Raw genomic sequence first — 22,879 nt, forward strand, 5'->3', positions numbered from 1 at the left:
GTAGCGTTGGTTATCTCTGCGAGAACGAGGACACAGAGACCAAGCAGAAATACGATAACCAGTAGTAGTTCAGTAATAGAGGGATCAACTATGTCGGAGGACATGAACTGACATTTCAGAGGAGCCGAAAAAATCCTACCGGTCTCTGATCCTCGTCGTTCAATATGCACACGTAGTTACCGAACTGCCCGATTCATTACCAATCACACCCGTTGTGAGTGAGTCCACCGCTGAAACTCCAGAACCAGCGTTAGATGTCCAAACACTCTTTCTGAAAGGAAGGTTTTCTCCACATACCTGCAGCTAATGGTAGCAGCGACGTCGTCGGACCAAGACGACGACCAGATCCGTGCGTTGTACTCGTTAGAGAGATGCTCCCTCTCGGGATGGGTTCAACCGCTTTCTCACACCTCTGCCGTGTCGGTTCGAGTCACAACGGGTGTGACGCCACCAGTGACCTGTCCATCTACATCAAGCAACTCGAGATGGTGGTAGCGGGTATCAAGCAGTCTCTCAGCGGTCTCGATATCCATCGTAATGATCTCTTTTGGTGTCTGTTTCGCAGAGACACGGCGCTCGGTGACATCAATGTCCGAGCTCCCGATCGCGATCATCTCTCCCCACACGCGTTTGAGTGTCTGTGCATGGGGACACTTTCCGAGAATTGCAGTGAGCGCATTTCGGACATCGTCTCGCGTCCAAAAGATGCCGCTCCCGTTCGTGCGCTTGGTTGCGAACTCGTTCCAGCGTTTCATGACGAGGAGTGCGCGGAACCGGTTCTTTCGCGGCGTTCCTTGGTCGACGAGGTGCTTCTTGACACGGTGCTGGCGGCAGTTCGCACGGAAGTCCAACGGACTGCTCGAGGGTTCGATGCCGTTGGGTAGTTCCTCCGGGTCCTCGCGGTCGAAGGCAGTCTCGCCGGTCTCGGCAATTGACTCGTTGATCTCGTGGAGTTGGCTGGCGATCTCCTTGCGGTTGCGCTCGGCACGGCTCTGTTCCTGCTGGAGGTCGTCGATACGCTCCTCAAGATAGTTGATCGTCTGTGACTGCTCTTGGATGATAGCCCACATCTCTGCGCGACTAGGGAGCTCATCATTACCGTCGTCGGCCGTCGGATCAGTGCTGGTGTGCGTATCGATAGTGTCAAATCCGAGAGCGGCGGCAACGTCGTGATTAGTAGGCGTTTCGGCGTCAACTGCGTCCGAATCTTTTCCAATTGTCATGGAGGGTCGTGTGCTGCTGATTGTCGGTCGAGGTGCAATGCTGCTGGGGAGAGAGACGACTCTCGAAGGAGACGAGACGCCGTGCTGGACAGAGCCACAGCTCCTCGAGAGGCAAACTTTTATATCGATCCGGGTCGCAGGATTGAGTAGCCAACTCTGGGGGCGAATTGACGCCCCCTTCTCCTGCGACCCACATCGATGAGCGGTGGGTACGTTCTCCTATCTTCTTGCCTCACTGATAGTCATGGATATCACTTAAAACTAGGAGTCCTCACTGGCGGCTTTTCCTCAGTATCGAACTGCAGTAATCGCAAGCAGGAACACGCATCAACCGTGATTAAATCAGTGCTAGATCGTCGTCAGCACGCATTGAGTGCCCATGACTATGACTGTCTCTGAGAACAATGGACGAGTGCCACTGAGACTGTCCGAGGCGTCTGGGTCCGTCTTCAGGACGATACTGCTATGTGGCCCGCGTAGTCAGTTTATTGTATACAGAAGATGTCGGCATCTGAACAGGGAGTGGGTCGTGAGGCCAGATATACGCTGCTCACGGTATTTCTCGTCGGACTTCGACGGCGGGATCCAGGCGCGGTTGTCAATGCGGTCGTTGCGGCGATCGGCACATATCTTCCCATGTTCGTCACGCGTGCGTATGGTGTTGAACTCCGGCCGTGGCAGCGAGCCTATGTGAACACTGCGATGGTTACTCATGCTGTCGGCATGCTTGGTCCCTATGACGATGTCTGGTGGTGGGATCACCTTACACACGTGCATTCCTCGTCGATTCTAGCCGGGATTGTCTACGTGGCCAGTCGGCGGAAGGGACGCAACCCTGTCCCACGGGTCGTTGCCGCCGTCGTCAGTCTCGGTCTTGCTTGGGAATTTGTCGAGTACGCTATTCACGCAACAGCAAAACGTCTTGAACTCGAGCCGATACTTGTCACGTACGGCCCGAAGGACACATTCCTCGACATTGTCTTCGATCTGATCGGTGCGTTACTCGTACTCGCGTTTGGTGACCGTGTTCTTGGCGAGCATGCGGCCAACGAGTAGCTGGTCTAGTGCGGCTTCAGTCATAAATTTCTAGATCATCGTTATGGAGGAATTATCGGCCGAATCTAGCAGTTCAGCGTTGAAGATGCACTCAGTCTTCTTATTTCACTTCTCCTCATCCGTGGATTCTATTACCTGTTCACTCAGTTACCACACCGGGGTTCACTCCGTTCGTCCATGACTCAGCACAGCTCACGAAGCGACGTTCGGGAAGTACCGACTGTTCTCTTTGCGGCGACGTATCGCCGTGACAGTGCACATGAAGATGCTCTCCCTATCCTTAGAAGAGTCGACACCGCTGACCTTCAGAAGTAGTGTTTCTCGATTATCTAACTCACGCCTCTGACGCGGCATACCTCGTCTCTGAAATTGGTAGAAATCAGAAGCATGAAATGAGTTTGAGAGCCACTCACTACACACTGGTACCTACAATAATATGGAAAGTGTATTGACGATGATCGATATCTCTCACAGCCTAGAATTTCTACTCCAAAGCACTGGTGAGATTCCCTTCAGCGATCGGCCGTGGCTACTCGTCATCGCTATCCTCGTCGTCTCGTACTTTCTCTCACAGTTTATCAAGTGGGGCGGGAATAAACTCCTAGACCAGTCCAACCGCTGGGCTGACAACTCGATCAACCGTGCCTTTTTTGAGGAGATTTACATCCCATTGTACGTCTCGGTGGCTCTCGGTGGGATTTACCTCAGTCTAAGCGTTCTCGAAGTCGTCGAATCGAGTTACTTCCTCGTCGGCACTATCCTATCGATACTCGTCGTGCTGTGGATGCGAGCAGCAAAACGCTTCGGAGGAGAGTGGATTGAGGCCGTGAATGCTACTGAGAGTGACTATGAATTTTCACCAATCTTCAAGAACTTCTGGACAATTTTCATCTTACTCGGGACTGGGATCAGTCTTCTCATCATTTGGGAGATTGACATCACCCCGTTTCTCGCTTCGGCAGGGATCATCGGGATTATTCTTGGGTTGGCTGCACAGGAAGCTATCGGTAATTTGATCGGCGGCGTTTCGCTATATTTCGACGATACGTACAAAACGGGAGACGTAATCATCTTGGAGGACGGCCAGCGAGGGACAGTCACTGACATCGGTATTCGGAGTACGACGGCTCTCACACGTGACAATATTCTAGTGACAATCCCGAATTCGGTGTTGAACTCCGCGTCGGTCGTCAACGAGTCAGCCCCACAACGGCGAAAGCGGATCCGTGTTCAAATCACAGTCGCATACGGAACGGACTACCGAGATGTCGAAGAAATTCTCCTGGGAGTTTGCGATGAAATTTCACTCATCCTCGACTCACCCTCACCACGGGTGATGTTTCGCGAATTTGGTGACTCTGCGCTCGTCTTCGAGCTCTGGGCCTTCGTTGCCCATCCATTTAGCGAACCGCGAGCAATTGACCGAATTAATCGACTGGTCTACGACGAGTTCGATGAAGCAGACATCGTCATCCCCTTCCCACAACGTGAAATTAGTTTCCTCGAGACTACAGACGAAGCATCAAGTGAACATCTTGAGCAATCAGAAAACGAAAAGGAATACCAGTATCCGATGGAGCGGACTAATAAGAGCGACAACTAAGCAAATTATCACGTTTGAAAGCCATTTTTGCTACTCAATTACTCTGGAATGATCACAACCGCAACCTCGAAGCATCCGGTGTTGGCAAATCGAGTGGACGGTCTCGTAACGACAGAAGGCACCTGAACCCGACGCAATCTAGCGATTCACCAGAGCCATTCCGGACGCTCTCCCCTAACGTATTCCCCCACAAACTCCCCGAATCACGCCGCTCGCCTATCCGAGAGTGCCGCCTGTCGGGATAACATTTATTCGTATTATTTTATATCTAACAAATAGGATTCGGGCCACTCGAGTACACGAGACGGCCGGAATAAGTGAGATAGACATGAGCACGGAACGGCAAACAGGACGGCCGATCGATGTGGGACAGGAACAGACAGATGACCCGCTGGCAGGGCTTTCGAGTACGAGGTCCTCCGCTGTCACAACCCCGAGACCGGGTAGGTGTGGTACTAAGCACGCGAGAACAGCGTGATTCGGAGATTCCACGCCTACCACGGGTTCGCGCCGGAGTTGGTATCGAGGACTGAAGTGGCCGATACAGTCGGACTCGAAGCGGTTGAGTCGGAACCCGTTGGGCAGGGAGAACTCGAGTGGGAGCGAGGGGCGGGCGAATGAGTGGAATCGATAACGGCTCAGGCGGTACTGATCAACTGACCACCGAGACTATCCAGCCCCTGATCAGGCTTAAGAGATATCCCCACTCGAGGCGTTTGGTTCCGAGACAACGAATTCAGCCAGTTCTTCCTTTGAATGATCTTCGACCAAATGCTCGTCGACATTCTGGTTATCATGGAGGTCTTTGTGACAAAGGGGACATTCAACTGGTGGTTGGGTGCTCATATCTCCTCTAGTGGTCTGACAAATAAAAGCCTCTGGCTGGCAGTCTCGCTTTTCACTCACTACAGACGGCTACTGACCACACCGGAGGAAACAATGAGTAGCGACTAAAGCCAAAGCGACCACGTATCCATCATCCAGACCGGTCACTTCGTCGACGACGTGCTCGGTGACTACCACGATCGCCCGCGACCGAAACACGAACCGGACTTCCCGGCGACTGAGGTGCGGGTGAAAGAGAAGGGCACCAACTGGGAACGGAATCGCTACGTCGGTCGGAGCGACCCGGCCCAAACGTCCTACTACGAGGTGTCCATCAAGGAACCTCTGAGTATCCCGGTTCGGGTGACTCAGGTCCGCGATCCGCCGCTGTTCGGCGATCGACGCTTTCCCGACCGCCACCTCGAGTTGAATCTCGGATCGGTCGAACGGATGCGGGAGCTATACGAGGCGCTCGGCGCGGTACTCGAGGAATACGACCACCACGAAACGAGTGAGAACGATGAGTAGTCCCGTCCCACAAACCGGAATCGCACGCGCCCACTGCAAGGACTGCGAATGGACCCTCGAGCGGCCACTCGACAAGAAAGGACTCTCGAAAGACAAGAACCGCTCGATCGACCTCGGAGAGCGTGAGTTCCGCGAGGAACTCACGCCCGGTTGGGCCAAACAGTTCGCGGCTGTATTGGTTACCAGTTCGCTTGAGAACTGCTCGGACACGGTTTTTTCTCCCGAGTTCGATCTTCGACGAGTGTCTTGCATGCGCGAACGAGGTCACGTCTTTCGCGCACGTCCTTGGGCGGAACGTAGCTTTCAGCGACGAGGTTTGCACGCAGAAGATGCGCAAGCATCTTCGCGTCGGCGATCACACGTGTTTTACTCGGGTTGACGAGCGTAACGTCCATGTACTCGTCAAGCGTTTCGTAGATCGGGCGGTAGTGTCCGGTTGCTTCGATGGCAACCACCGACCCGGCATACTCGCGCGCGAACTCTTCGAGTTCGGCACGCTCGGTGCCATGGGAGAGACGGAATTCATCGACAAGACTGCCGTCCTGACGCATGACTGCTACTCACAGGTAGCGGTCATGCGTATCCATTCCAATATATGGTTTGATGTCTTCGGGGTCAAGTGAACGATCCGAATAGACACCTATACGGGCTGTTTGCCCAATCCTTCGGATTCTTGCAAGGGACCAGTCAGAGCCTCGTGTTCTTGGACACATGTTGAAAGACGGTATCCTTCAACCCCAGCGCATTCGTTTACCGACTATGGGCTTAAACAGGATTCTCATAAAGTCAGGGCCATCAATCATTCCTTTCATACAGATTGACTGGTGAATTACTCTCACACAGATTGAATCACCCGATTACTCAAAAAACAAGATGAGGGTGAATACGTTGCGGGTTTAAATACTCAGGACACGTAGATGGTCTATGCTAGCATCACACAGAGTTCTAGATAGTGCCGTCTCAGTCCAGGCGGTGCCGTTGCAGTTCGGGGGTGGTTTCATTGAGCTTGCAGTCCTCTTTTTGATACTTGCACTCGTCGCAGCGGTGCTCGGTGCTCGGGGTGTCGCCGGACTTAGTATGGATATCGCAAAATGGCTCGTCATCATCTTTGTCATCCTCGCTATTGTCACGTTCATTCTGTAGACTCAGAATGATGCCTATCGAGTCTGTTCGAGGTAGCGGCCGATGATAGACCTGATGGGCCACGTCGCGTTCGGATTGCTGCTCACGCTTCCGGCGTGGCATTTCTGGAACGACAGGGCAAGTGTCGCGTTCGTCGTCCTCGCAGCGGTCGCCTCGCTCCTCCCGGATATCGATCTGTAGCTCGTGGCTCTGTTTCCCGAAACGGTCCATCACCACGGGGTGACGCATACAGTCCTGTTCGTAACAGCTTCGGCTCTAGTCGGTGGGGCGGTCGTCGCAGCGCTGTTCGCCGAGCGATTCGACGACTGGATTGGAAGCGAGGAGTCCGACCGGCACCGCTTGTTCCTGTTTGCGTTCCTGGGACTCCTGGCCGGGGGACTCAGTCACGTGTTCGCCGATATGCTCTCGGCGCCCGACATCTCGACGCCTATCGAACCGCTGTGACCCCTCGTCGACGGGTCCTGGGGTATCGACCTCGTCTGGTACAACGCCAGGTGGATCAACTTCGGATTTCTTATGCTAATGCTGGTCGTTCACGTCGCAGTCGCGGATCTGACCACACCGGAGGACCATCGCCACCGACTCTTCCTACTATAATTGCAACACGAAACGGAATTAACTGTCACATGTGGTATATATTGGGTGGCAGATATGCTCGTCGGCTATCACAATCATGAGTCTCAGGTAGCTCCGAGTATGAATCTCGACTGATCCAGAAATCCATTTTCAATACCTCACGAAGCGTCCACATTCAACGGTGTCTGAGGTTTGAGTTCTGCGTCGGATCTTAGCGTTGTGATTCGCGGAGGATCAGCGGCTCGATGGCAAGTGTCCGTTTCGCTATGGTAACGATGCGAAGGACGTAGGAGACGAACAGCATGAATGGAACGAGCGTCACCGCAAACGCACCGCCCACGATGAGGATGATGTGATCGAAACCGAGTGTGCTTCCCGGAAACATCCCCGCATCGACGATTGCGACCATGATACCCGCAACGGCCAATGCCGGGACTGCAGCATAGAGAATCATCTGAGACAAGTTGATGAGTGCCCACTGGAAGTACAGCGTCTTGATGTGCTCGCGCGCCGGACCAAAAAGAGACAGCGCCGTTTTGAGGTCGTCAAGCAAGCCGTGTTCTTCCTCATTGAGGCTCTCTTCGTATTCGTTCGCGAGACGTTCAACTTGGAAGATTTTCCAGCTATAATTGAAATTCAGTGCGGCGAATAACACATCGAACGAGCCGAACTGCGCCCCCTCAAGTTGGTCACGTACCGTGTCAGCGTTGCCAGTGACGCTTTCAGCAAATTCATCGACCTCTTCTCGGAGGTTTTTGTTATCATTCTTGCCAATAGACTCTCGAAGAGCCGTAGTCCGTTGTGCCGTGATTCCGATGATCTGCCGGAGAAATTCGGATGGATCGGCAGGACTCGGAGACCCGATTAATTCTTCAGTAAAGTCCCGAAAATCCATTGAACTGGCCATCCGCTCGCGTTGATCGCCGAGCGGGCCGTTCTCCTGAGAGAGGACGAGCTGACCAATCGTGACGACGAGTGTCGTCCCAGTCACGATGACCGAGATCATCGTCGAGAACATCGTGTCGATCATGTCGCCGGACTCGATTTGCCGTGAAAACGGTGGATCGAGGACAGCGACGGCGATCACGAATGCGACGAACACGGCACTGGTCAGGACACTGGAGACGAGAAGGCGGTTCGCGCGCAGCAGCATCCAGAGTTTTATCCGACTCTCGCCCGAGCGCTCACGCATCGTGTTGGCCGTACTGATGTCGGTCTCGTCAGTCATACTGGTTCACTCGATTGGGCAGGTCGCTTGAAAACGAGGTACTTGGTGCCGCCTCCCTCATAGTCGATCGTCTCCACAAACTCCCAGCCCTCTGCACCGAGTTGATTCAACTCTGCTTTCGGATCCTCTGCTTCTTTTTTGGTCTCATCGCGCGGCGGGCGAAGCGTCTCGTACTCCCAGTGGGTCGCTTCTGATTCGGACATCACTACTAGTAGGTACTGCAGCCCTCTATACCCCGCACCACCACCGAGATGGAGGGAATATTTTGGCCTTGTTGAAACCCTCAATCGGTGATGGGTTTAAGCGGTCGTGCTGAATAGAGTGCGCGAATGTCGCACGAAGTCTGGCCTAATTGCGAAGGCAGTAACCGGTCAGTATAGGTCAAACAGTTACCGGAGCGGTTACCGATCTCTATTGGATCTGTCAAAAGCTGCCTGCTGACTATAGAGGATGAGTTTAGCACGACGGCTTCGTTTGTTTCATCCTGAAGTCAATGAATCAGCTGTTCAGTGAGTATGCGAACTGAACTGGGCACACTTAATCACTCAGTTAATCAAAACAACAGTGAACCGTAAAAATGATGCGTATTTAAGATCATGAGAGACCATAGTTGAGGCCGAGGGATATGGAATGGTCAATTATGATAATGTCTTTGACGCATTGGCGGACAGCCACCGACGACAGTTACTAGTCAAATTACTCTCCAGGCCCCAACGCGTCTCAAAACCGTCCGGCATTTCCCGAGAGGTTGCAGAAGCAGACGAGAACCTACTTCACAGACATCTATCCAGTTCTCGAACGATTGCAGAAGCCGATGAGCACTCGGTTAGTATGCACCACATCCACCTTCCTAAATTAGCGGAGTACGGGTTCATCGAGTGGGATCGAAATGACGATCTTGTAATGCAAGGCCCCCATTTTGACGAGATACGACCTCATCTCAAACTGTTGGCCGAAAATCAGGAGAGACACCGTACAAAAAGTCCCGTTGCAACCCTTCGTAGATGAGGGTTGGACAGAAGACAATGTTCAACATTTCTCCTAGACTGAACGATCACTACCCTTCGCAAATCGACCCGAATCTCGTGCGACATTCGCACAGCGGTATAGAGTTTCGAGCTGTGGGTGAGTAGACGGTCTAGTAGTGCCTATCTCTACGCTCTCTAAACTACGTGCACTCGGTGCACGCCATTTTAACGCAGTACCGCTGTCTGTAGTAAGGTGCCGCCGCGACTCTCAACGGCAAACTCGAGACGGCTTTGCGATGCGGCCAAATGATTGTTGCACATGCCTCATGCTATGTTAGGGAGAACCCTAACACTTATCGTGTTAGGTCTCATACTAACAAACAGGGATGAGTGATGATGTCACAGTTGTTCGTGACGAGATTGAAGCCTATGCGGACGGTACTGTCGCCCGTGTCCGCGTGCTTTCGGTGCCCGAGTCCGAGAAGTTTCCAGACGGCATCAAGTACGCCTTCCACTACGGCGTCGCCGGCGCTGATGATCCAATCATCCGATTCGATAACCACCACGGAATTCACGAACTGCATCTTGGTTCGGAGGTCTACGAGACCGACTATCCGGGACTGCAGACGCTGTATCGTGCTTGGCGTTCGGCACTCCCGTTCGCCAAACGAACCGACTGGTAATACACCGATCCCACACCCATGACCCAAACACTTCACGTCCGTATCAACTCGTCGTCCGACCGTAGCGATCTCGAAGACACGCTTGCTGCTCTCGATGCTGGCGAGAGTGTCGACCCCAAGCCATCGACGCTCTCGGTGGAGGACCTCGAGACGTTCGGTCGAATCTTTCGGCCGACGAATCTCGAACTGCTCGAGGCAATCGCTGATCATGAGCCAGACAGTATTCGTGAACTCGCGCGAATCGTCGGCCGTCATCCGCCAGAAGTCACTGAGAACGTGACCGAACTTGCCGACTACGGACTCGTCGAACTCGAGCAAAACGGTCGCGCAAAGCGTCCGGTTGTGTGGTACGATGAGATCGATATCGACCTACCCATCGGTCAGCACTCTCCCGATGTTGCACCAGCGTAATATCTTCCTCACTTTTCGCTAACATCAGTAGTATGACGGCTGTTTTGGCTGACCGTTTGGGTAATTCGCTGATGAACGCCGCAGAATCATTTCGGATATCGAAGAGTGACTCAAGTTCGTTCTCACCCACGCACATCGTCAATCGAGTCGGAGACGTCCTTCATCTTGACGTCGGCGTAGGCCTCGTGGGTGGTCTCAATCGAGTTGTGTCGTAACGCTTCCTGAGCCTTTTCGGACATCCCGCTGGTATAGAGATCACGCCCGAGTGCCCGCCGTGCCCCGTGCAAGGTCAGATAATCGTACTCGCCATCGGGATCGATCCCAGCCTCGTCAGTGAGTCGTTTCAACAGTTGGCGAACACCCTCTTTCGAGATTGATGGCGGCGGCACCTCGTGCTCGCGATGCAGACGATCAAGGACAGCTGTCTTGCCTTGGTCACCTCTTTCCTTGAGGGTTGCATCAACCCGATCTGCGACAAGTGCATCCTCGAGTGCACGCTTTTTCGAGCCGTAGTGGCCGGTCGGGAAGACAGGCCACGCCTCGGTCGGTGGCTCTTGTACCCGGTACCATCGCTTGAGGACATCATGGACGCTTGCGGGGAACGGGGCCTGTTCGTACTCACGCGATTTGCCGTAGACTTCGATCAACCGCTCGTCGAAGTCGACGTCGCTCCAGCGAAGGCCGTTGCGTTTGTCGTCTTTCGAGTCGGCGAACAGTTCCGCACCACGCGCGCCCGTCCCGTCGAGCATAACGACAATCGCCCGGTCACGGAAGGCTGTTTCGACGTCGGTTCGAATGGTTCCCTCCAGAGCCATGTCGACGCGCTTGGTCACGTACTCAAGTAACATCTCGCGGTCTTCTTGAGACCAATACTGACGCTTGCGTTTCCCGTCGTCTTCTGGTAGCGGGTCCATCGCGGTGTTCGTGTTCGCCGGGTTCGACTCGAGGTGTTGCTCTCGGACAGACCAGGAGAGAAAGGCCCTCACGTACGCGAAGTAGTTGTGGGCGGTTGAAGCCGCCAGATCCTCGTCGATCACGACGCAGTCGTAGAGGTGCTCGCTGTAACTACGGACGTCATGGGGGGAGAGGTCTTCCACAAGCTCGAGACCGCGTTCGTCTCGACAGTGGTCGGCGAACTCGAGCAACGGCGAGCGCATGGTCGTCTTGGAACCGTCGGCGTTGATCTTGTATCGCAGGTAGCTCTCGATGGCTTCGTGGACGGTCGTCCCCCCGGAGGAAGCCCCTCGTTCCGTTGATCCAGACATTCGTATGTGGGGTACAGTGTCGACCCTCGTAAAGTCCCTTGGTTAAACTGGGCTTTAACCAAGGGAATGCTGTAAGCGCTCTATCCGCTGTTTGCCGGCGTCTCGATTCTTCTACCTTGAATTCCGTAGTTGATAAATCCTATATTGATATATAGAAAATATGGCTCCCAGAAGTTGAGACTAGTCGTCTTAACGCATACGGTCATCGGCACGTTTCACGCCGGCGCCGCATTCGCTTATGAGACGGGGCGGTGTCCGTTGCGCATGGCAGATTCGAACGACGATACGCTCGACCCGACGACGCCCGACCAGAGAGAGATCGGCCGCAAAATGGTCGACGAGGGCACAGGCCTCGGCTCGGTGATGGCCCACGCGTACCGGGGCGAACTCGGCCGGGTGGATACGTGGCGACAGCGCCTCGACCAGACGACGACATGGGCGGTGACCGTGATGGCGGCGATCCTGACATGGGCGTTCTCAAATCCCGACAACCCTCACTATATCCTGTTGATCGGAATCATGGTCGTCGCGGTCTTCCTCGGCATCGAGGCGCGGCGGTACCGGGACTACGATGTCTTTCGGGCGCGCGTTCGGATGCTTCAGGAGAATCTGCTTGCAACTGCCCTAGACCCGTCACGGGACGTCGAACGCACCGACTGGCGAGTAGAATTGAGTCAGGACTACCGTGAGCCCACGGTGAAAGTATCGATGCAGGAGGCCCTCGCGAATCGCCTCCGGCGCGTGTATCTCGCACTGCTCGGCGTCCTCCTCGTCGCGTGGGTCTTCAGAGTGACCGCGTTCGCAGCGCGCGAAGACTGGGTCGAAACCGCCGCGATCGCTCGAATCCAGGGACTGGTCGTGATCGCGGTCGTCGTCGCGTTCTACGTCGCGCTGCTCGCGATCGCACTGTGGCCGCGAGAACGCCAGGCGAAGGGCGAATTCAGCAAAGGAGAGGAAGGCGACTGGAAGGATTCGGACGCAAAAGACGAGTCGCGGAACCGATGATCGATCGATCACGCGAAACCGATTCGGGTCCGACCGCCCGCAACTAGACTACGAAATTGTGGTGCTGGCCGCCCTGAACGAGTAGTTCGCCGATGCGGAAGACGTCTCTTCGGCTGCCCTCGAGGCGCCGCTCAACGGCGTTGTGGATCCCGCTGCGCTGGACCGATTGTTTGAATCGACTGCTACTGACGACTCGGTCCGAGGCGGACACGTTTCGTTTAGGTACCGAGGGCATGACGTGACATTATCTTTCCACCTCAAGCTGTCGTAAGAAGAGTTTAGGATTCGCTTCTACGACTCTCGACTAGTGTCATTTTCATGAATAACTACACCCTACGGTTGAATTACACAACGCTGAAAATCTGGAATCTGTTAGTCACTGAGCGATTCACACTCCTACTTGCCACCAACTTCTCCTCTGATCGGAGTGAAACAAAGCCATGCATCAAAATCATCCTCCGAGGTTGTGTTCGCTAGAAACGAATCAGGTGGAAATCAACGTCTGACACGCTCTAAAGCATACACAAAACAAAAAGGCGAATCTACCGCTACCTCTGTTGGCGAAGGTGATGTAAACTATAAGCCCGACAACCAATACAATGAAGCCAAATAGAGTTCCCCGAACCACCACATGGCCTGACACAGCGTCAGTAACTTACGAGTGTGCCCGCTGTGGATGGACCGATCCCAGCACCGAGTTACAAGAACCAAACGGTGAGTGTCCTGAATGTCTCTCGTCGGCTGTGCAAGTGGTCGGCGATGACTAATACCGACCCTCGCTCGCCTGCCGAACGTATGGATAGTTTCGCAGCCGAAGTCGACACACTCGACGGTGCCGCGGCCACGAGCCACGATCGCGAGGTCTCGGTGACAGTCGTCGAAAAGGAATCGAACCTGTCGGTCGACCTCCGATCCGTGTTTGAGACCGCAACCCGGTATGGAATGGTGGCCTTCGACGGCGATGCAGCGAGCAACAAAGCAGAGTTGCATTTCAAGCCCGCCGACGTCGTGTTCGACGGTGATTACGATGTCTGACCGTACCTACGAGTGTCCTTCTCCCGACGACTGTCCGTTCGTGGGTGAGAGTGCGACCGACCTCCGACCTCCTCGAGCACTCGCGTCGGCGGCGATCGCATAGCACAGACACAATCCCGAAAAAGTGAACGCGAGCAACACAAGCATGAGGAGCGGCTCGAAGAACATAGCCCAGGCCAATATTCATTCACGCTCGCTATATTTCTTTTCTATTCTGCGGACAGAATATTGAAACTATTAAAATGTTTTATGAAGCTAAATAGAGCAGAATACCGCTTTTCAGTGCCCAATACGAACGATCGGCCGTGTTGAATCGCCATACGGCGTTGGATTTTACTGTTTGACGATTCGCTTGATGTTATAGACCGACGTTACGCTCGTTCGGAAGGTTCTTTTTGCTGTCGAGTACACCGTAATTCGGTGCCCTCCCGAAGAGCCCTCCTGTCGGCCATCGGTACTGCCGCCTCCATCGGAACGGCCGGCTGTATCGGTCAGATTCGACGCGAACTTGCGGGCTATACCCCGATCGAAGGTCCCTGTGACGCTCCAACTGGAACGTGGCCGACCGCCGGTGGTGACCCCGGACGCACCGGTCGGACTACCACTGTTCAGCCAGCACCTGACGCCACCGCTGTGGACCTGCTTGCCAGCGTCCGTGACGAGGAGGGGCAGCAGCAACACGCCTTGTCTCTCCCTGTAGTCGCAGATGGAATAGCGTATATCTCCGTAACCGGTGGACTTGTCGCGGTTGACCTCAACGCGCCGATGGACGGGCCGATCTGGAGTCGAGATCTCGATGTCGGCATCACTGCCGCACCGGTACTCGCCTGTGGAGCTATCTTTATCCCAGGAACGGATCACCTGACTGCTCTCAACAGTACCTCGGGCGAACGGTATTGGCGAGCTGACGCCGTCGGTTTCAGCGATACCTCTGCCGCAGTTCTCGAGAACAGCATCTACGTCGCTGGATTCAGTCCCGCCGCCGTCGACATCCGTACTGGAACGGTTCAATGGCTCGAGGGTGCCGGCGAAACGCTGGCCCTCGACGACGACGGTATCTACACAACCCGAAGCGACTCGCAGGTCAGCGGTATCTTCGCGTACGACCTGAACGGCGAAGAGCGCTGGCGCGTTTCGGGTGAGTTTGTTGGGTCCGCCTCAGTTCTCGATGGAACGGTCTGGGTCGCCGACTGCCAGGGGACAGCCTACGCTATCGACGCCAGAACCGGAGAGGTATACTGGTCTCAGTCGCTTCCCGGTGTCAACAAAATCGACGCCGGACTTGCGGTGGCTGGAGACGAGGTATTCGTTCCCGCCGGTACCGGGACCACGAGCGTGGCACTTGATGCCGCCACGGGCGAGATCCGCTGGGCTGTCGATACCGGCATCGTCACCGGCCGTCCAGTGGTCGGTGACGACTGGGTCGCGTTCGGGCGGACAAACGACGGGGTCAGCGTCTACGACCGATCGACAGGCGAAGAGCGAATCACCTGGTCGCGCACCGAGTACCATCTCGGCACGATCGGTGGGCTCGTCCCGGTCAAAGAGGGGTTCGTGATTTGGGAGAGATCCTCCTTGGGACTCTCGCTGCTTCGCTGACGGATACACGTCAGAATTGAGTGTGAATACGGTATGTTCGAGAAGTGAAAAAGTTAGACAGGTGATCGTGGAGCGGTAATCAATACAGCATCCGGGAGAAAGATACGTCTACCAGATAGATGGTGTGTCGGCTCGATTCAAAGCTTGGCAGCGATTGTTTCGATTGCTAACACGAACCGGTAAAGAAGATACACTACAAACAGGAGGATGCCAAGTTTGAAAATTTCAATCCACACTGAAAGCAATGGGATGGGGCTTCCCATAATAAGAATTCCATATACGAGACTGGCTATGAACAGTACCGATACCGTTTGAATCATCCGTGTTGGGATATCGAACTCTCCAAGTTCCATACATCACATTAATATCGTCCTCACAAAAATTTTCATAGTCACGACTAGAATTAGATGTAATCTTTTCAAGGTCTGCCTCTGCACATTCGAATCTATAGTTACCGCGAGCGCTGCGTCAGACACCTTGAGGTTCTGGAACCGTGGTATCCGACTTCGAGAAGACCTTACTGGCGGATGAGTCCTCGTCTCCGACAACGCTCGTGACGGGCGACCAAAACATATATTTTACAATTTTGTCACTCTTGTACCAATGCCCTCTACCCGCCGGTCGATTCTCGCAACGTGTACCACCGGGATCGGTGCACTCGCAGGGTGCATCTCGACCGAGAAACCGACCGCCGACGGCAACTGGCCCAGACGCACGCTGAATAATTCCCACAGCGGGTACTCGACCACAGAGGGTCCGACGACGGACCTCCACACAGTCTGGCACCGGGAGCGATTGCGTAGCGGCGGGGTCGATCCCTCTCCGGTTGTCGACGACGGCGTGCTCTACTTTGCCTACTCACAGGAGTCGCGAAGTGACGAACGCGGCGGGGCGTGGATCGAGGCGTTCGACGCGGCGACCGGCGACTCCCGGTGGACGACCGAACTCTTCCGGACCGACGAGTTCCACTACTTTTACCACTCGGATTCGACGGTCGTCGACGGCGACCGGATAATCCTCCAGACCAAGCCTGGGCTGACGATGCTCACCACCGACGGGGAGGTCCAGTGGACTTTCGACAATCTCTCTCGTGGCCAGCAATTGCCCGATGCCGTCACGCCCGTCGTGACCGACGACGTCGTCGTGACGGGGACATACAGCACAGTCGTCGACGACCACCAAGACGAAACAGTCTATGGCATCGATCCCGCGACCGGGGACGAACGCTGGAGCGTGCCCTTCCCCGAGCGGACAAGCATGTGGCAACTGGCCGGCACCGACGACATGGTCTACGTTCCGTTCTCTCACGACGGGCTCGCCGCGCTCGATCTGGCGACCGGCGAGGAACGCTGGCGCTGGGAGGGGCCTATCACCGGGACCCCGACCGTGGTCAACGACCTGCTGCTCGTACCGCTCTGGCACCAGGACGACGATCAGCACACGCTCGTCGCGCTGGACCGCGATGACCGATCGCTTCGCTGGCAGCGGTCGATCGGACCCCGCTGGTCAGATGCGGGAGTAACCGTCGCTGACGGGCTGATCTATCATGCCGCAGCTTTCGGCCTCGAGGCCCGCCGTCTCGAGACGGGCGAGCGGGTGTGGCGGTTTGGTCCCGACGAGGGCAAGCGCCCGCAGGGCGAGCCACAGGTCGATCTCGTCTCGACGCCGGTCGTTTCCGGTGATGCAGTCTACGCCACGGGCTGGATCCAGCGGGATACGATGTACGGGCACCTGTTCGTCGTTGACGCTGCAACGGGCGCGGAATTCGGTCGCGCAGAGCTGGGCCGCAACGAAGACGCCGGTAAGGGGACTCCGGCAGTCACCTCTGACCTCGTTTTCCTCGGGTCGAACCGCGGAAACCTCCACGCGTTCGGCGAGTGCTCGTTCGAGGTAGCCGGTCGCTGTCTGGTTGGCTGACGCACACGGACGGGCAGCCACCAGATGTGTGGCGCAACAGGGGTCAGTAGCATCCCCGATCGGCGAGATACTGACAGACTTGCGCCCTCTATTCGGCACGCTTCCGTAGACATCACTCGAGCCAAATAGAACCCTCGCTGCCTGATAAGCAGGCGTAGTTGACGCAAGATGCCATCATCTGCTACAAGTATCGAGCCGATAGTTCCTAAGGTCAAGACAATAATATAGATATCATAATACTTTACCAGGGACTAATAGTCGTTCAACACAATGCAGCCCTTCACACCACTTTTCCGCCCTGATCGGTTCTTCGCCGAGCGGGACTTCCGCACCAGACGCATTATAGCCGTCAGTCTCCTACTCGTCTTCTCGCACCCGATCGGGGTATGGGGTATCAGTTGGATACTCCAGGAGCGTATTGACGGGACAGTTATGGTCGATAATCCAAACCGACCGTCAGAGAGTTTCTGCAAGGCTGCCCCGGGATCGATAGAGACAGGGTGTGATGCACCCGCTCAGGTTGACCGAAACGTCGATACTCTCCTCTCGGAGGCTACTGGTCAAGTCATCGGACTTGTCTTCCTTGGCATACTCATTGTGATCGTTCTAGCAGGCTGTCTGCTCCATGCGGGGTCATGGTTACTTGACGGTGAGGGCGGGGCAGCGACATCATTCGCCGTCGCGATCTGGGGGCTGGTCCCGATCCTGTTCAATCTTCTCCTCGGTGTCGGCCTCCTCTACATGATGATTGACCCTGTGACGGTGACGCCAGATAGTAATCCGACCGTGTGGATGGACGAGTTCCAAGCGGACCTCAAACCGTTAGAACAGTTGAAACCGCTATTCACCGGAATCACAACTCTGTGGAGTGGGATAATCTGGCGATTTGGACTTCTGCACAAACGGGGGTTAGCACCGGGAGAGGCGACCGGTCTGGCCGAAAGTGTAGCGTTGGTCTTCTGGTTACTCACCCTCATTTAATTACCATGCCCTCCAGACCAACCACTCTTCAATTACGGATGGTCGCTGCCCTCCTTGGACTCGCCCTCGTCTTAGTTGGATTCCTTCTGGGAGTGTGGGTTGTGTTCTACGGTGTACTCGTCCTTCTTGAGATTACGAATGCCTTTCAGATAGCAGTCATTATTACTGTTGCAACGCTTTTGACGATCGGCTATCTCGAGTACAGACAGCTCGAGACCATTGAACGACGTGCAGATGCTTATCCAGTGAATCGGGAGACAGCACCAGAAGTGTATCAAACAGCGACACGAGTTGCTGCCCAACTCAACGTCCCTGTCCCAACGATTGCTATCTCAGACCGAGATGTGCCTGAAGCATTAGCGATTGGGTTCCGACCAGAAAACATCCATCTGGTACTCTCTCTTGGGACAATCAAGGCACTGGACGGGCAGGAGGAACTCGAGGCAGTGATTGCGCACGAACTCGCTCACGTCAGAAACCGAGACGCGATGATCATGACGGTTGTGTCACTTCCTGTTGTTCTCGCTAATGGACTGCGATCACGAATCACACAGATAGAAAATCCAGGGGCAGTTGGTATTGTGACCGTACCGCTTGGGTTTTTATCAACCGGCGTTTGGGTTGTCGGGAGAACGATCACAGCTCGTCTGTCTCGAGCCAGAGAACGAGCGGCAGATCAGGCAGCGGCGGAGGTTACCGGATCACCTGCTGCCCTCGCCATCGCACTCCAACGACTCGATGACGAAATCGCAGGCACACCGACTCGTGACCTTCGTGAAGCTTCGAGTGTCTCTTCGTTATCTGTTCTGCCACTTGACCCAAAGGAACCTGAAAAAGTCATGCTTGGACCAGACGGAGACACTGAGCCGTCGTATTGGTGGCTCAGACGGTGGACACACCGACTCAAACGCTATCTCTTTGGAACACACCCGCCAACCGACGAACGAATCAAGGCGCTCTCAGAACTCGAGCGCAAACAGTGAACCACCTCGAGGTTACGCCTCGAGGCACTCGGCCTGCCTTCCTGTAGAGAAGAAGGACTTACAGTCTTCCGTGTTCGGGACGGTATTATCGCCCAAGAAGACTACCGTCGGCGTACTTTTCCTCGTACTCGGTATCGTCGGCGATAAGCATCAGAATTCCCTCAACTAGGCCAAGCACTGCGGGGATACCCGTCCAGAAGAAACAGAGGTAGAGTACGCCGAGTTTCATGTTTCCCTGGTAAAATTTATGTGCCCCCAAGCCGCCGAGTAGTAGCGCCAGAACGCCGGCCGCGATCTTGTCTGAATCTGCCGATCCCTGCACGGAAGGCTGTCGAACACCACAGTCCGGACAGATTTCCGCCTGCTTGGTTATCAGGGTCCCGCACTCGACACAGTACTTCTCGTTTTCAGCCCGCTCGTCATAACTTCCCTCGAGAGATATGGTTTGATTGACCCCGCAGTTGGTACACAACTCTGCATCGTCGGCGATCTGCTCGCCACAATTAATACAGTACTTCATGTAGTGAAGACTGACTTCTTCTCAGACTCGACATAAGTACCTGATCGTTTGGACTCGCATCACCACGAAGATAAGATCGAACTGAAAGCGATGATACCATATACGAGACCAATACCGAGAACGGCAACCGAAGAGTCGAACAGCAACAACGCGAGTCCAAGTCCGTATCCAGAGCCGAGTAACGCACCAGTTACGGTTCGAACGATATTATAGCCCCGCCGGTCGCGGAACGTCGTAACTGCCCAGTCGACAAACGAGGGAACAGGCAGCAACGCAACAGCGAGAAGCGCATCGGTGCCTCGAAACATGATGCTATACGAGAGAAGTCCCATGGCGATCCCTGGATAGATGCCCAGACACCGCGCGCAGATGTGAACACGGTGACCGAAGACAGAAGGTGAATAACACCGATAGAATTCAGACGGAAGGTGGTGTGCGAGCACGAATCGGCGCGTCTTGCTCAGACCCTTTCGTAGCTCTGCAGTATCGATCCGCATAGGACGATTCTCGCAGAGTGACGGGATGTATCTACTGGACTCACGGCGGATCATCCATGCCACGTCTGCGATAGATCGATTGTTCTGATATGTTCTCAAGGTCTTGACGCTGGCTGGTGTGGACTGTATCTAGGAAGACGGCGAGAGACTCGAGAGTGGCACCGCGGTCGAATCGACAGTTGATGAAAGGTACTTTTTTAACGAGTTGTCTTGTCTTGAATGTAGTATGGATGCACTCCTGCCTATAGCAGTACACACGGCGAGGTGGCCACCATGAGCAGTTCCACGGCCGAAGCCGAACTCAACGAGGACGAGCGAGCGGGTCTCGAGCTCATCCGCGAGTCCGGCGGCATCCACCAGAGCGATTTCTGGAAGGAACTGGAAATCTCCTCGCGCAAGGGCAGCCGGATCGTCGAATCGCTCGTTGAAAAGGAACTGGTCGATCGAGAGGAAACCATCTATAAGGGCCACAACACCTACTTCATCTCGCCGACCGCACGAGACCTCGATTTCAGACTGCTGATGGCCGGCGATATGCTCTCGCCGTTTGTCGGCGAGGAAGAGATTGATCCTAACAGCGACGCCTTCTCGCAGTGGATTATGAACCTCGCGTACGAGGAGTAGTCGGTTCGATCCCCGCTTGAGTCGCTTTGACCGTCCGTCCGGATCGAACTACTCCAAATTTCTCGCACGACCACCCTGAGGAATTCACGTTCAATCGCCCCACGATACTGTTCGTCATCTGGGTAGGGATCGCGTTAGTAATTACGGCGCTGGCAACGTTGGATCTCGTGCAGGAAGGGTTCGAGGACGCCTGGATCTTTCTTTTGAGTGGGGTGATGCTTTTCTGGTTCATCGTCCGCGACTGGTTCCGCCACGAAGGTGGTGCGTTCGTACGACGAGACGATGACCTTCCGTTTCTTGGTGTGACGGTCTTCGTGCTGGCAGTAACGCTTTGGGTCCTTATCGAACAGTTCGTCATCTGACAGTCTCTACGGATGCCAGCGAGCGCTTCCAGTCTCTCCTGACTAAATCCCACCCCCACAACCGTCCAACCAGACCGTGTTGGTTCGTCGAGTGACAATCAAAGCATGACGCTGCATAGTGATGAACTGAAGTCATCAAAAGCTTTTTCTTGAAATCTGATCACTCATCACCCATGGCTAAGCCCACCTCACCTGGTTCTCCGCCAGGAAGCTACGATCTCTCCACTGTCGACCTTAATGACGACCGCTACGAGGTCAAGCAGTCAGCGATCCGGAACAAGTACGCCGTCCGTGACAGCGCTGGTAACGTCGTCCTGCGCGGGAAGCAGAAGATGTTCAAGATGAAAGAGGAGTTCCCGTTCGTCACCGGTAACGGCGAGGACGCGTTCACGGTGAAGGCGGGCGGTATTATGGACGTGGCGGGGAACTACGCGATCACGGACGCGGGAACCGGCGAAGAGGTCGTCGTCCTCGACGAGGACTTCTCGCTGTTCGTCGAGAACTGGACAATCCGTGACCCCGACACCGGGGAGGCGTTGGCGACTATCCAATCGAAGAGCAAACCTCTCTCAGCACTCCGACACCTCGTCTCCGTTGCGAACCTCATCCCGAACAAGTACGAGATATTCGACGCCAGCGGAAATCACGTCGGCGACATTGAGGGAAAGCTCTCACTGCGGGACACCTACACGGTCAGCATCGATGACGCCAGTGACGTCCCAAAAGAGGCCGTCATCGCCTCCGCATGTATTCTTGATGCCCTTGAAAACGAATGAGGTGTTTTCCACAGGCAACAAACCCGAGATAGTGTCCTCTGACGAGTTCACTAGCTCCCGCTCATTTCATTAGTCTATAATGGTTCTTAACGTGAGCGGATGTTCGGGCCTTGATCGTTCAGTACAGATTGTCTACGGCACGGGATGGGGAAGATATCCTTCAATTAGAAGTCTACTGGAAGAATGTGAGTATCATTCCAAGGACACTGAAAATTGCTGCAACGACTGCAATCCAAACGAAATTTCCCGGTTCGAACTCAGACGAACTTTGCCCTGACAGAGCGAATAGACTTGAGAGAAGTATACCACCGCCACCGAGAACCATTAACCCCGCACCGAGGGTGGTTCCTTCAATAAGAATCGTTCTGGACCCAACTAATCCAAGAGATAGACCCGCTGTCCCCATTGAGAGATGATAGAGAGTTGGACGTTGCATACATAGATAGTTCAACCAAGCAACTATACCTGTTTTGGTGGTCAAACCGCACACGTAGTTACCGGTATGTCCGGAGAATCATTGAGTAGTGCCGCGAAGCTGTTCTGGAATAATTATCCTCTCAATGAGCGATGCGACTGCAAAGCCGATGAGATTGCCGAGTACAACGACGTCAAGGAAGAATAGGGGCCTACCACCAATGAGCCCAAGTCCGAGGACTATCGATACACAGAGCAGAGCGACACCACCAGCAACGTAACTGAGTCGTTCGCGCCGTTCTTTCGGAAGCCGGTCGCGGATAGCCCACGTGATCGGGCCGAATATGAAAGCTGTTCCGATAGCGAAGATTGCAACCCAATTCCATGGTGATGGCTCATACTTAATCACACGCACCCCTGTGAGAAGAGCGATCACGCCAAGTGACGCAAATAGCACAAGTTGACGCGATCGGTCTGAGTCTACCAAGGCCATGTCTTGATGTTGTCGCACAGCTCTAAATAACTACACGCCAACATGATTGGCGTCTAGAGAAGTCTTCAACCACAGTAGTACATCCACACACGCAGTTACCGTTCAGTACAGGCCGTACAAGTATCGCCCATTCCAAGCCCTCACACAGAAAGCTTATATAAATA

Annotated in this window: 28 protein-coding genes and 1 pseudogene; 19 read left to right on the plus strand and 10 right to left on the minus strand. The window is 54.7% G+C overall.

Annotation, left to right across the window (positions count from 1 at the left end):
* Positions 1-404: 404 nt before the first annotated feature.
* The gene (locus GCU68_RS18235; RefSeq protein ID WP_152944007.1) at positions 405-1,223 is read right to left on the minus strand and encodes a methyl-accepting chemotaxis protein; all 819 of its coding nucleotides are present in this window, start codon (positions 1,221-1,223) and stop codon (positions 405-407) included.
* 501 nt (positions 1,224-1,724) lie between these two features.
* Here GCU68_RS18235 and GCU68_RS18240 point away from each other — a divergent pair.
* From GCU68_RS18240 to GCU68_RS21445, 3 genes are all read left to right on the plus strand, one after another.
* Positions 1,725-2,279, plus strand: a complete 555-nt coding sequence (locus GCU68_RS18240; RefSeq protein WP_152944008.1) for a hypothetical protein — start codon at positions 1,725-1,727, stop codon at positions 2,277-2,279.
* A gap of 454 nt (positions 2,280-2,733) precedes the next feature.
* Positions 2,734-3,882: a mechanosensitive ion channel family protein gene (locus GCU68_RS18245; RefSeq protein WP_227015056.1), complete on the plus strand. Its 1,149-nt coding sequence runs from the start codon at positions 2,734-2,736 to the stop codon at positions 3,880-3,882.
* 1,005 nt (positions 3,883-4,887) lie between these two features.
* A complete protein-coding gene (locus GCU68_RS21445) occupies positions 4,888-5,235 on the plus strand; it encodes a hypothetical protein (RefSeq protein ID WP_168927114.1) in 348 nt (115 codons plus the stop codon).
* A 179-nt stretch (positions 5,236-5,414) separates the two neighbouring features.
* Here GCU68_RS21445 and GCU68_RS18250 read toward each other — a convergent pair whose 3' ends face one another.
* On the minus strand, positions 5,415-5,786 hold the full coding sequence (locus tag GCU68_RS18250) for an IS110 family transposase (protein ID WP_227015058.1): 372 nt from the start codon (positions 5,784-5,786) through the stop codon (positions 5,415-5,417).
* Between the two features lie 373 nt (positions 5,787-6,159).
* On the opposite strand from GCU68_RS18250, the gene GCU68_RS18255 reads away from it, so the two are divergent.
* The 3 genes from GCU68_RS18255 to GCU68_RS21825 are packed head-to-tail and all read left to right on the plus strand — an operon-like array spanning position 6,160 to position 6,822.
* Complete coding sequence (locus GCU68_RS18255) at positions 6,160-6,378, plus strand: DUF1328 domain-containing protein (protein ID WP_152944010.1); 219 nt, start codon at positions 6,160-6,162, stop codon at positions 6,376-6,378.
* A gap of 42 nt (positions 6,379-6,420) precedes the next feature.
* Positions 6,421-6,558: a hypothetical protein gene (locus GCU68_RS21820; protein ID WP_227015060.1), complete on the plus strand. Its 138-nt coding sequence runs from the start codon at positions 6,421-6,423 to the stop codon at positions 6,556-6,558.
* A 39-nt stretch (positions 6,559-6,597) separates the two neighbouring features.
* Positions 6,598-6,822: a hypothetical protein gene (locus tag GCU68_RS21825; RefSeq protein ID WP_264373492.1), complete on the plus strand. Its 225-nt coding sequence runs from the start codon at positions 6,598-6,600 to the stop codon at positions 6,820-6,822.
* A gap of 343 nt (positions 6,823-7,165) precedes the next feature.
* On the opposite strand, the gene GCU68_RS18265 is transcribed toward GCU68_RS21825, so the two are convergent.
* Together GCU68_RS18265 and GCU68_RS18270 are read right to left on the minus strand one after the other, a co-directional pair.
* Positions 7,166-8,182 carry a hypothetical protein gene (locus tag GCU68_RS18265; RefSeq protein WP_152944011.1) on the minus strand — a complete coding sequence of 339 codons (1,017 nt, stop codon included), beginning with the start codon at positions 8,180-8,182 and terminating at the stop codon, positions 7,166-7,168.
* On the minus strand, positions 8,179-8,385 hold the full coding sequence (locus tag GCU68_RS18270; protein ID WP_152944012.1) for a DUF4177 domain-containing protein: 207 nt from the start codon (positions 8,383-8,385) through the stop codon (positions 8,179-8,181). The genes GCU68_RS18265 and GCU68_RS18270 overlap by 4 nt, the downstream gene beginning before the upstream one ends.
* Positions 8,386-8,812: 427 nt before the next feature.
* Between GCU68_RS18270 and GCU68_RS22210 the strand changes: the two genes are divergently transcribed.
* From GCU68_RS22210 to GCU68_RS18280, 3 genes are all read left to right on the plus strand, one after another.
* Complete coding sequence (locus GCU68_RS22210) at positions 8,813-9,190, plus strand: DUF7344 domain-containing protein (protein ID WP_449411971.1); 378 nt, start codon at positions 8,813-8,815, stop codon at positions 9,188-9,190.
* A gap of 346 nt (positions 9,191-9,536) precedes the next feature.
* Positions 9,537-9,833, plus strand: coding sequence for a toxin-antitoxin system TumE family protein (locus GCU68_RS18275; RefSeq protein WP_152944013.1), 297 nt, complete (start codon positions 9,537-9,539; stop codon positions 9,831-9,833).
* 18 nt (positions 9,834-9,851) lie between these two features.
* The gene (locus GCU68_RS18280) at positions 9,852-10,244 is read left to right on the plus strand and encodes an HVO_A0114 family putative DNA-binding protein (RefSeq protein ID WP_092935796.1); all 393 of its coding nucleotides are present in this window, start codon (positions 9,852-9,854) and stop codon (positions 10,242-10,244) included.
* Between the two features lie 122 nt (positions 10,245-10,366).
* On the opposite strand, the gene GCU68_RS18285 is transcribed toward GCU68_RS18280, so the two are convergent.
* Positions 10,367-11,509, minus strand: coding sequence for a tyrosine-type recombinase/integrase (locus tag GCU68_RS18285; RefSeq protein WP_152944014.1), 1,143 nt, complete (start codon positions 11,507-11,509; stop codon positions 10,367-10,369).
* A gap of 264 nt (positions 11,510-11,773) precedes the next feature.
* Here GCU68_RS18285 and GCU68_RS18290 point away from each other — a divergent pair, with 264 nt between their 5' ends.
* The 4 genes and pseudogenes from GCU68_RS18290 (at position 11,774) to GCU68_RS18300 (ending at position 15,148) form a co-directional block, all read left to right on the plus strand.
* Complete coding sequence (locus tag GCU68_RS18290) at positions 11,774-12,514, plus strand: DUF2270 domain-containing protein (RefSeq protein ID WP_152944015.1); 741 nt, start codon at positions 11,774-11,776, stop codon at positions 12,512-12,514.
* Positions 12,515-12,614: 100 nt separating this feature from the next.
* Positions 12,615-12,785 (plus strand): annotated as a pseudogene (locus GCU68_RS21110) (HalOD1 output domain-containing protein); the annotation flags it as partial.
* Positions 12,786-13,309: 524 nt separating this feature from the next.
* Complete coding sequence (locus tag GCU68_RS18295) at positions 13,310-13,549, plus strand: hypothetical protein (RefSeq protein ID WP_227015063.1); 240 nt, start codon at positions 13,310-13,312, stop codon at positions 13,547-13,549.
* 420 nt (positions 13,550-13,969) lie between these two features.
* Entirely contained in the window at positions 13,970-15,148 is a 1,179-nt protein-coding gene (locus tag GCU68_RS18300; protein WP_152944017.1) for a PQQ-binding-like beta-propeller repeat protein, read from the plus strand.
* 137 nt (positions 15,149-15,285) lie between these two features.
* Here the strand turns inward: GCU68_RS18300 and GCU68_RS18305 are convergent, their stop codons facing one another.
* Positions 15,286-15,501, minus strand: a complete 216-nt coding sequence (locus tag GCU68_RS18305; protein ID WP_152944018.1) for a hypothetical protein — start codon at positions 15,499-15,501, stop codon at positions 15,286-15,288.
* A gap of 250 nt (positions 15,502-15,751) precedes the next feature.
* Here GCU68_RS18305 and GCU68_RS18310 point away from each other — a divergent pair, with 250 nt between their 5' ends.
* From GCU68_RS18310 to GCU68_RS18320, 3 genes are all read left to right on the plus strand, one after another.
* On the plus strand, positions 15,752-17,065 hold the full coding sequence (locus GCU68_RS18310) for a PQQ-binding-like beta-propeller repeat protein (protein ID WP_152944019.1): 1,314 nt from the start codon (positions 15,752-15,754) through the stop codon (positions 17,063-17,065).
* 270 nt (positions 17,066-17,335) lie between these two features.
* Positions 17,336-18,046, plus strand: a complete 711-nt coding sequence (locus GCU68_RS18315) for a YIP1 family protein (protein WP_152944020.1) — start codon at positions 17,336-17,338, stop codon at positions 18,044-18,046.
* 5 nt (positions 18,047-18,051) lie between these two features.
* Positions 18,052-19,029, plus strand: coding sequence for a M48 family metallopeptidase (locus tag GCU68_RS18320; protein ID WP_152944021.1), 978 nt, complete (start codon positions 18,052-18,054; stop codon positions 19,027-19,029).
* 85 nt (positions 19,030-19,114) lie between these two features.
* Here GCU68_RS18320 and GCU68_RS18325 read toward each other — a convergent pair whose 3' ends face one another.
* Both GCU68_RS18325 and GCU68_RS18330 read right to left on the minus strand, forming a co-directional pair.
* Positions 19,115-19,549, minus strand: coding sequence for a TM2 domain-containing protein (locus GCU68_RS18325; protein WP_152944022.1), 435 nt, complete (start codon positions 19,547-19,549; stop codon positions 19,115-19,117).
* Between the two features lie 59 nt (positions 19,550-19,608).
* Positions 19,609-20,100, minus strand: a complete 492-nt coding sequence (locus GCU68_RS18330; RefSeq protein WP_319633704.1) for a DUF2085 domain-containing protein — start codon at positions 20,098-20,100, stop codon at positions 19,609-19,611.
* A gap of 219 nt (positions 20,101-20,319) precedes the next feature.
* Between GCU68_RS18330 and GCU68_RS18335 the strand changes: the two genes are divergently transcribed.
* The 3 genes from GCU68_RS18335 (at position 20,320) to GCU68_RS18345 (ending at position 21,808) form a co-directional block, all read left to right on the plus strand.
* Positions 20,320-20,670 (plus strand): helix-turn-helix transcriptional regulator, encoded by a 351-nt coding sequence (locus tag GCU68_RS18335; protein ID WP_152944024.1) that lies wholly within the window; start codon positions 20,320-20,322, stop codon positions 20,668-20,670.
* A 26-nt stretch (positions 20,671-20,696) separates the two neighbouring features.
* Complete coding sequence (locus GCU68_RS21450) at positions 20,697-21,032, plus strand: hypothetical protein (RefSeq protein WP_168927115.1); 336 nt, start codon at positions 20,697-20,699, stop codon at positions 21,030-21,032.
* A gap of 173 nt (positions 21,033-21,205) precedes the next feature.
* A complete protein-coding gene (locus GCU68_RS18345; protein ID WP_152944026.1) occupies positions 21,206-21,808 on the plus strand; it encodes an LURP-one-related/scramblase family protein in 603 nt (200 codons plus the stop codon).
* A 172-nt stretch (positions 21,809-21,980) separates the two neighbouring features.
* On the opposite strand, the gene GCU68_RS18350 is transcribed toward GCU68_RS18345, so the two are convergent.
* Together GCU68_RS18350 and GCU68_RS18355 are read right to left on the minus strand one after the other, a co-directional pair.
* Positions 21,981-22,244: a hypothetical protein gene (locus GCU68_RS18350; RefSeq protein ID WP_152944027.1), complete on the minus strand. Its 264-nt coding sequence runs from the start codon at positions 22,242-22,244 to the stop codon at positions 21,981-21,983.
* Positions 22,245-22,322: 78 nt separating this feature from the next.
* Positions 22,323-22,715, minus strand: coding sequence for a hypothetical protein (locus tag GCU68_RS18355; RefSeq protein WP_152944028.1), 393 nt, complete (start codon positions 22,713-22,715; stop codon positions 22,323-22,325).
* Between the last annotated feature and the right edge of the window lie 164 nt (positions 22,716-22,879).

The sequence above is a fragment of the Natronorubrum aibiense genome, from assembly GCF_009392895.1.
Taxonomy (GTDB): Archaea; Halobacteriota; Halobacteria; order Halobacteriales; family Natrialbaceae; genus Natronorubrum; species Natronorubrum aibiense.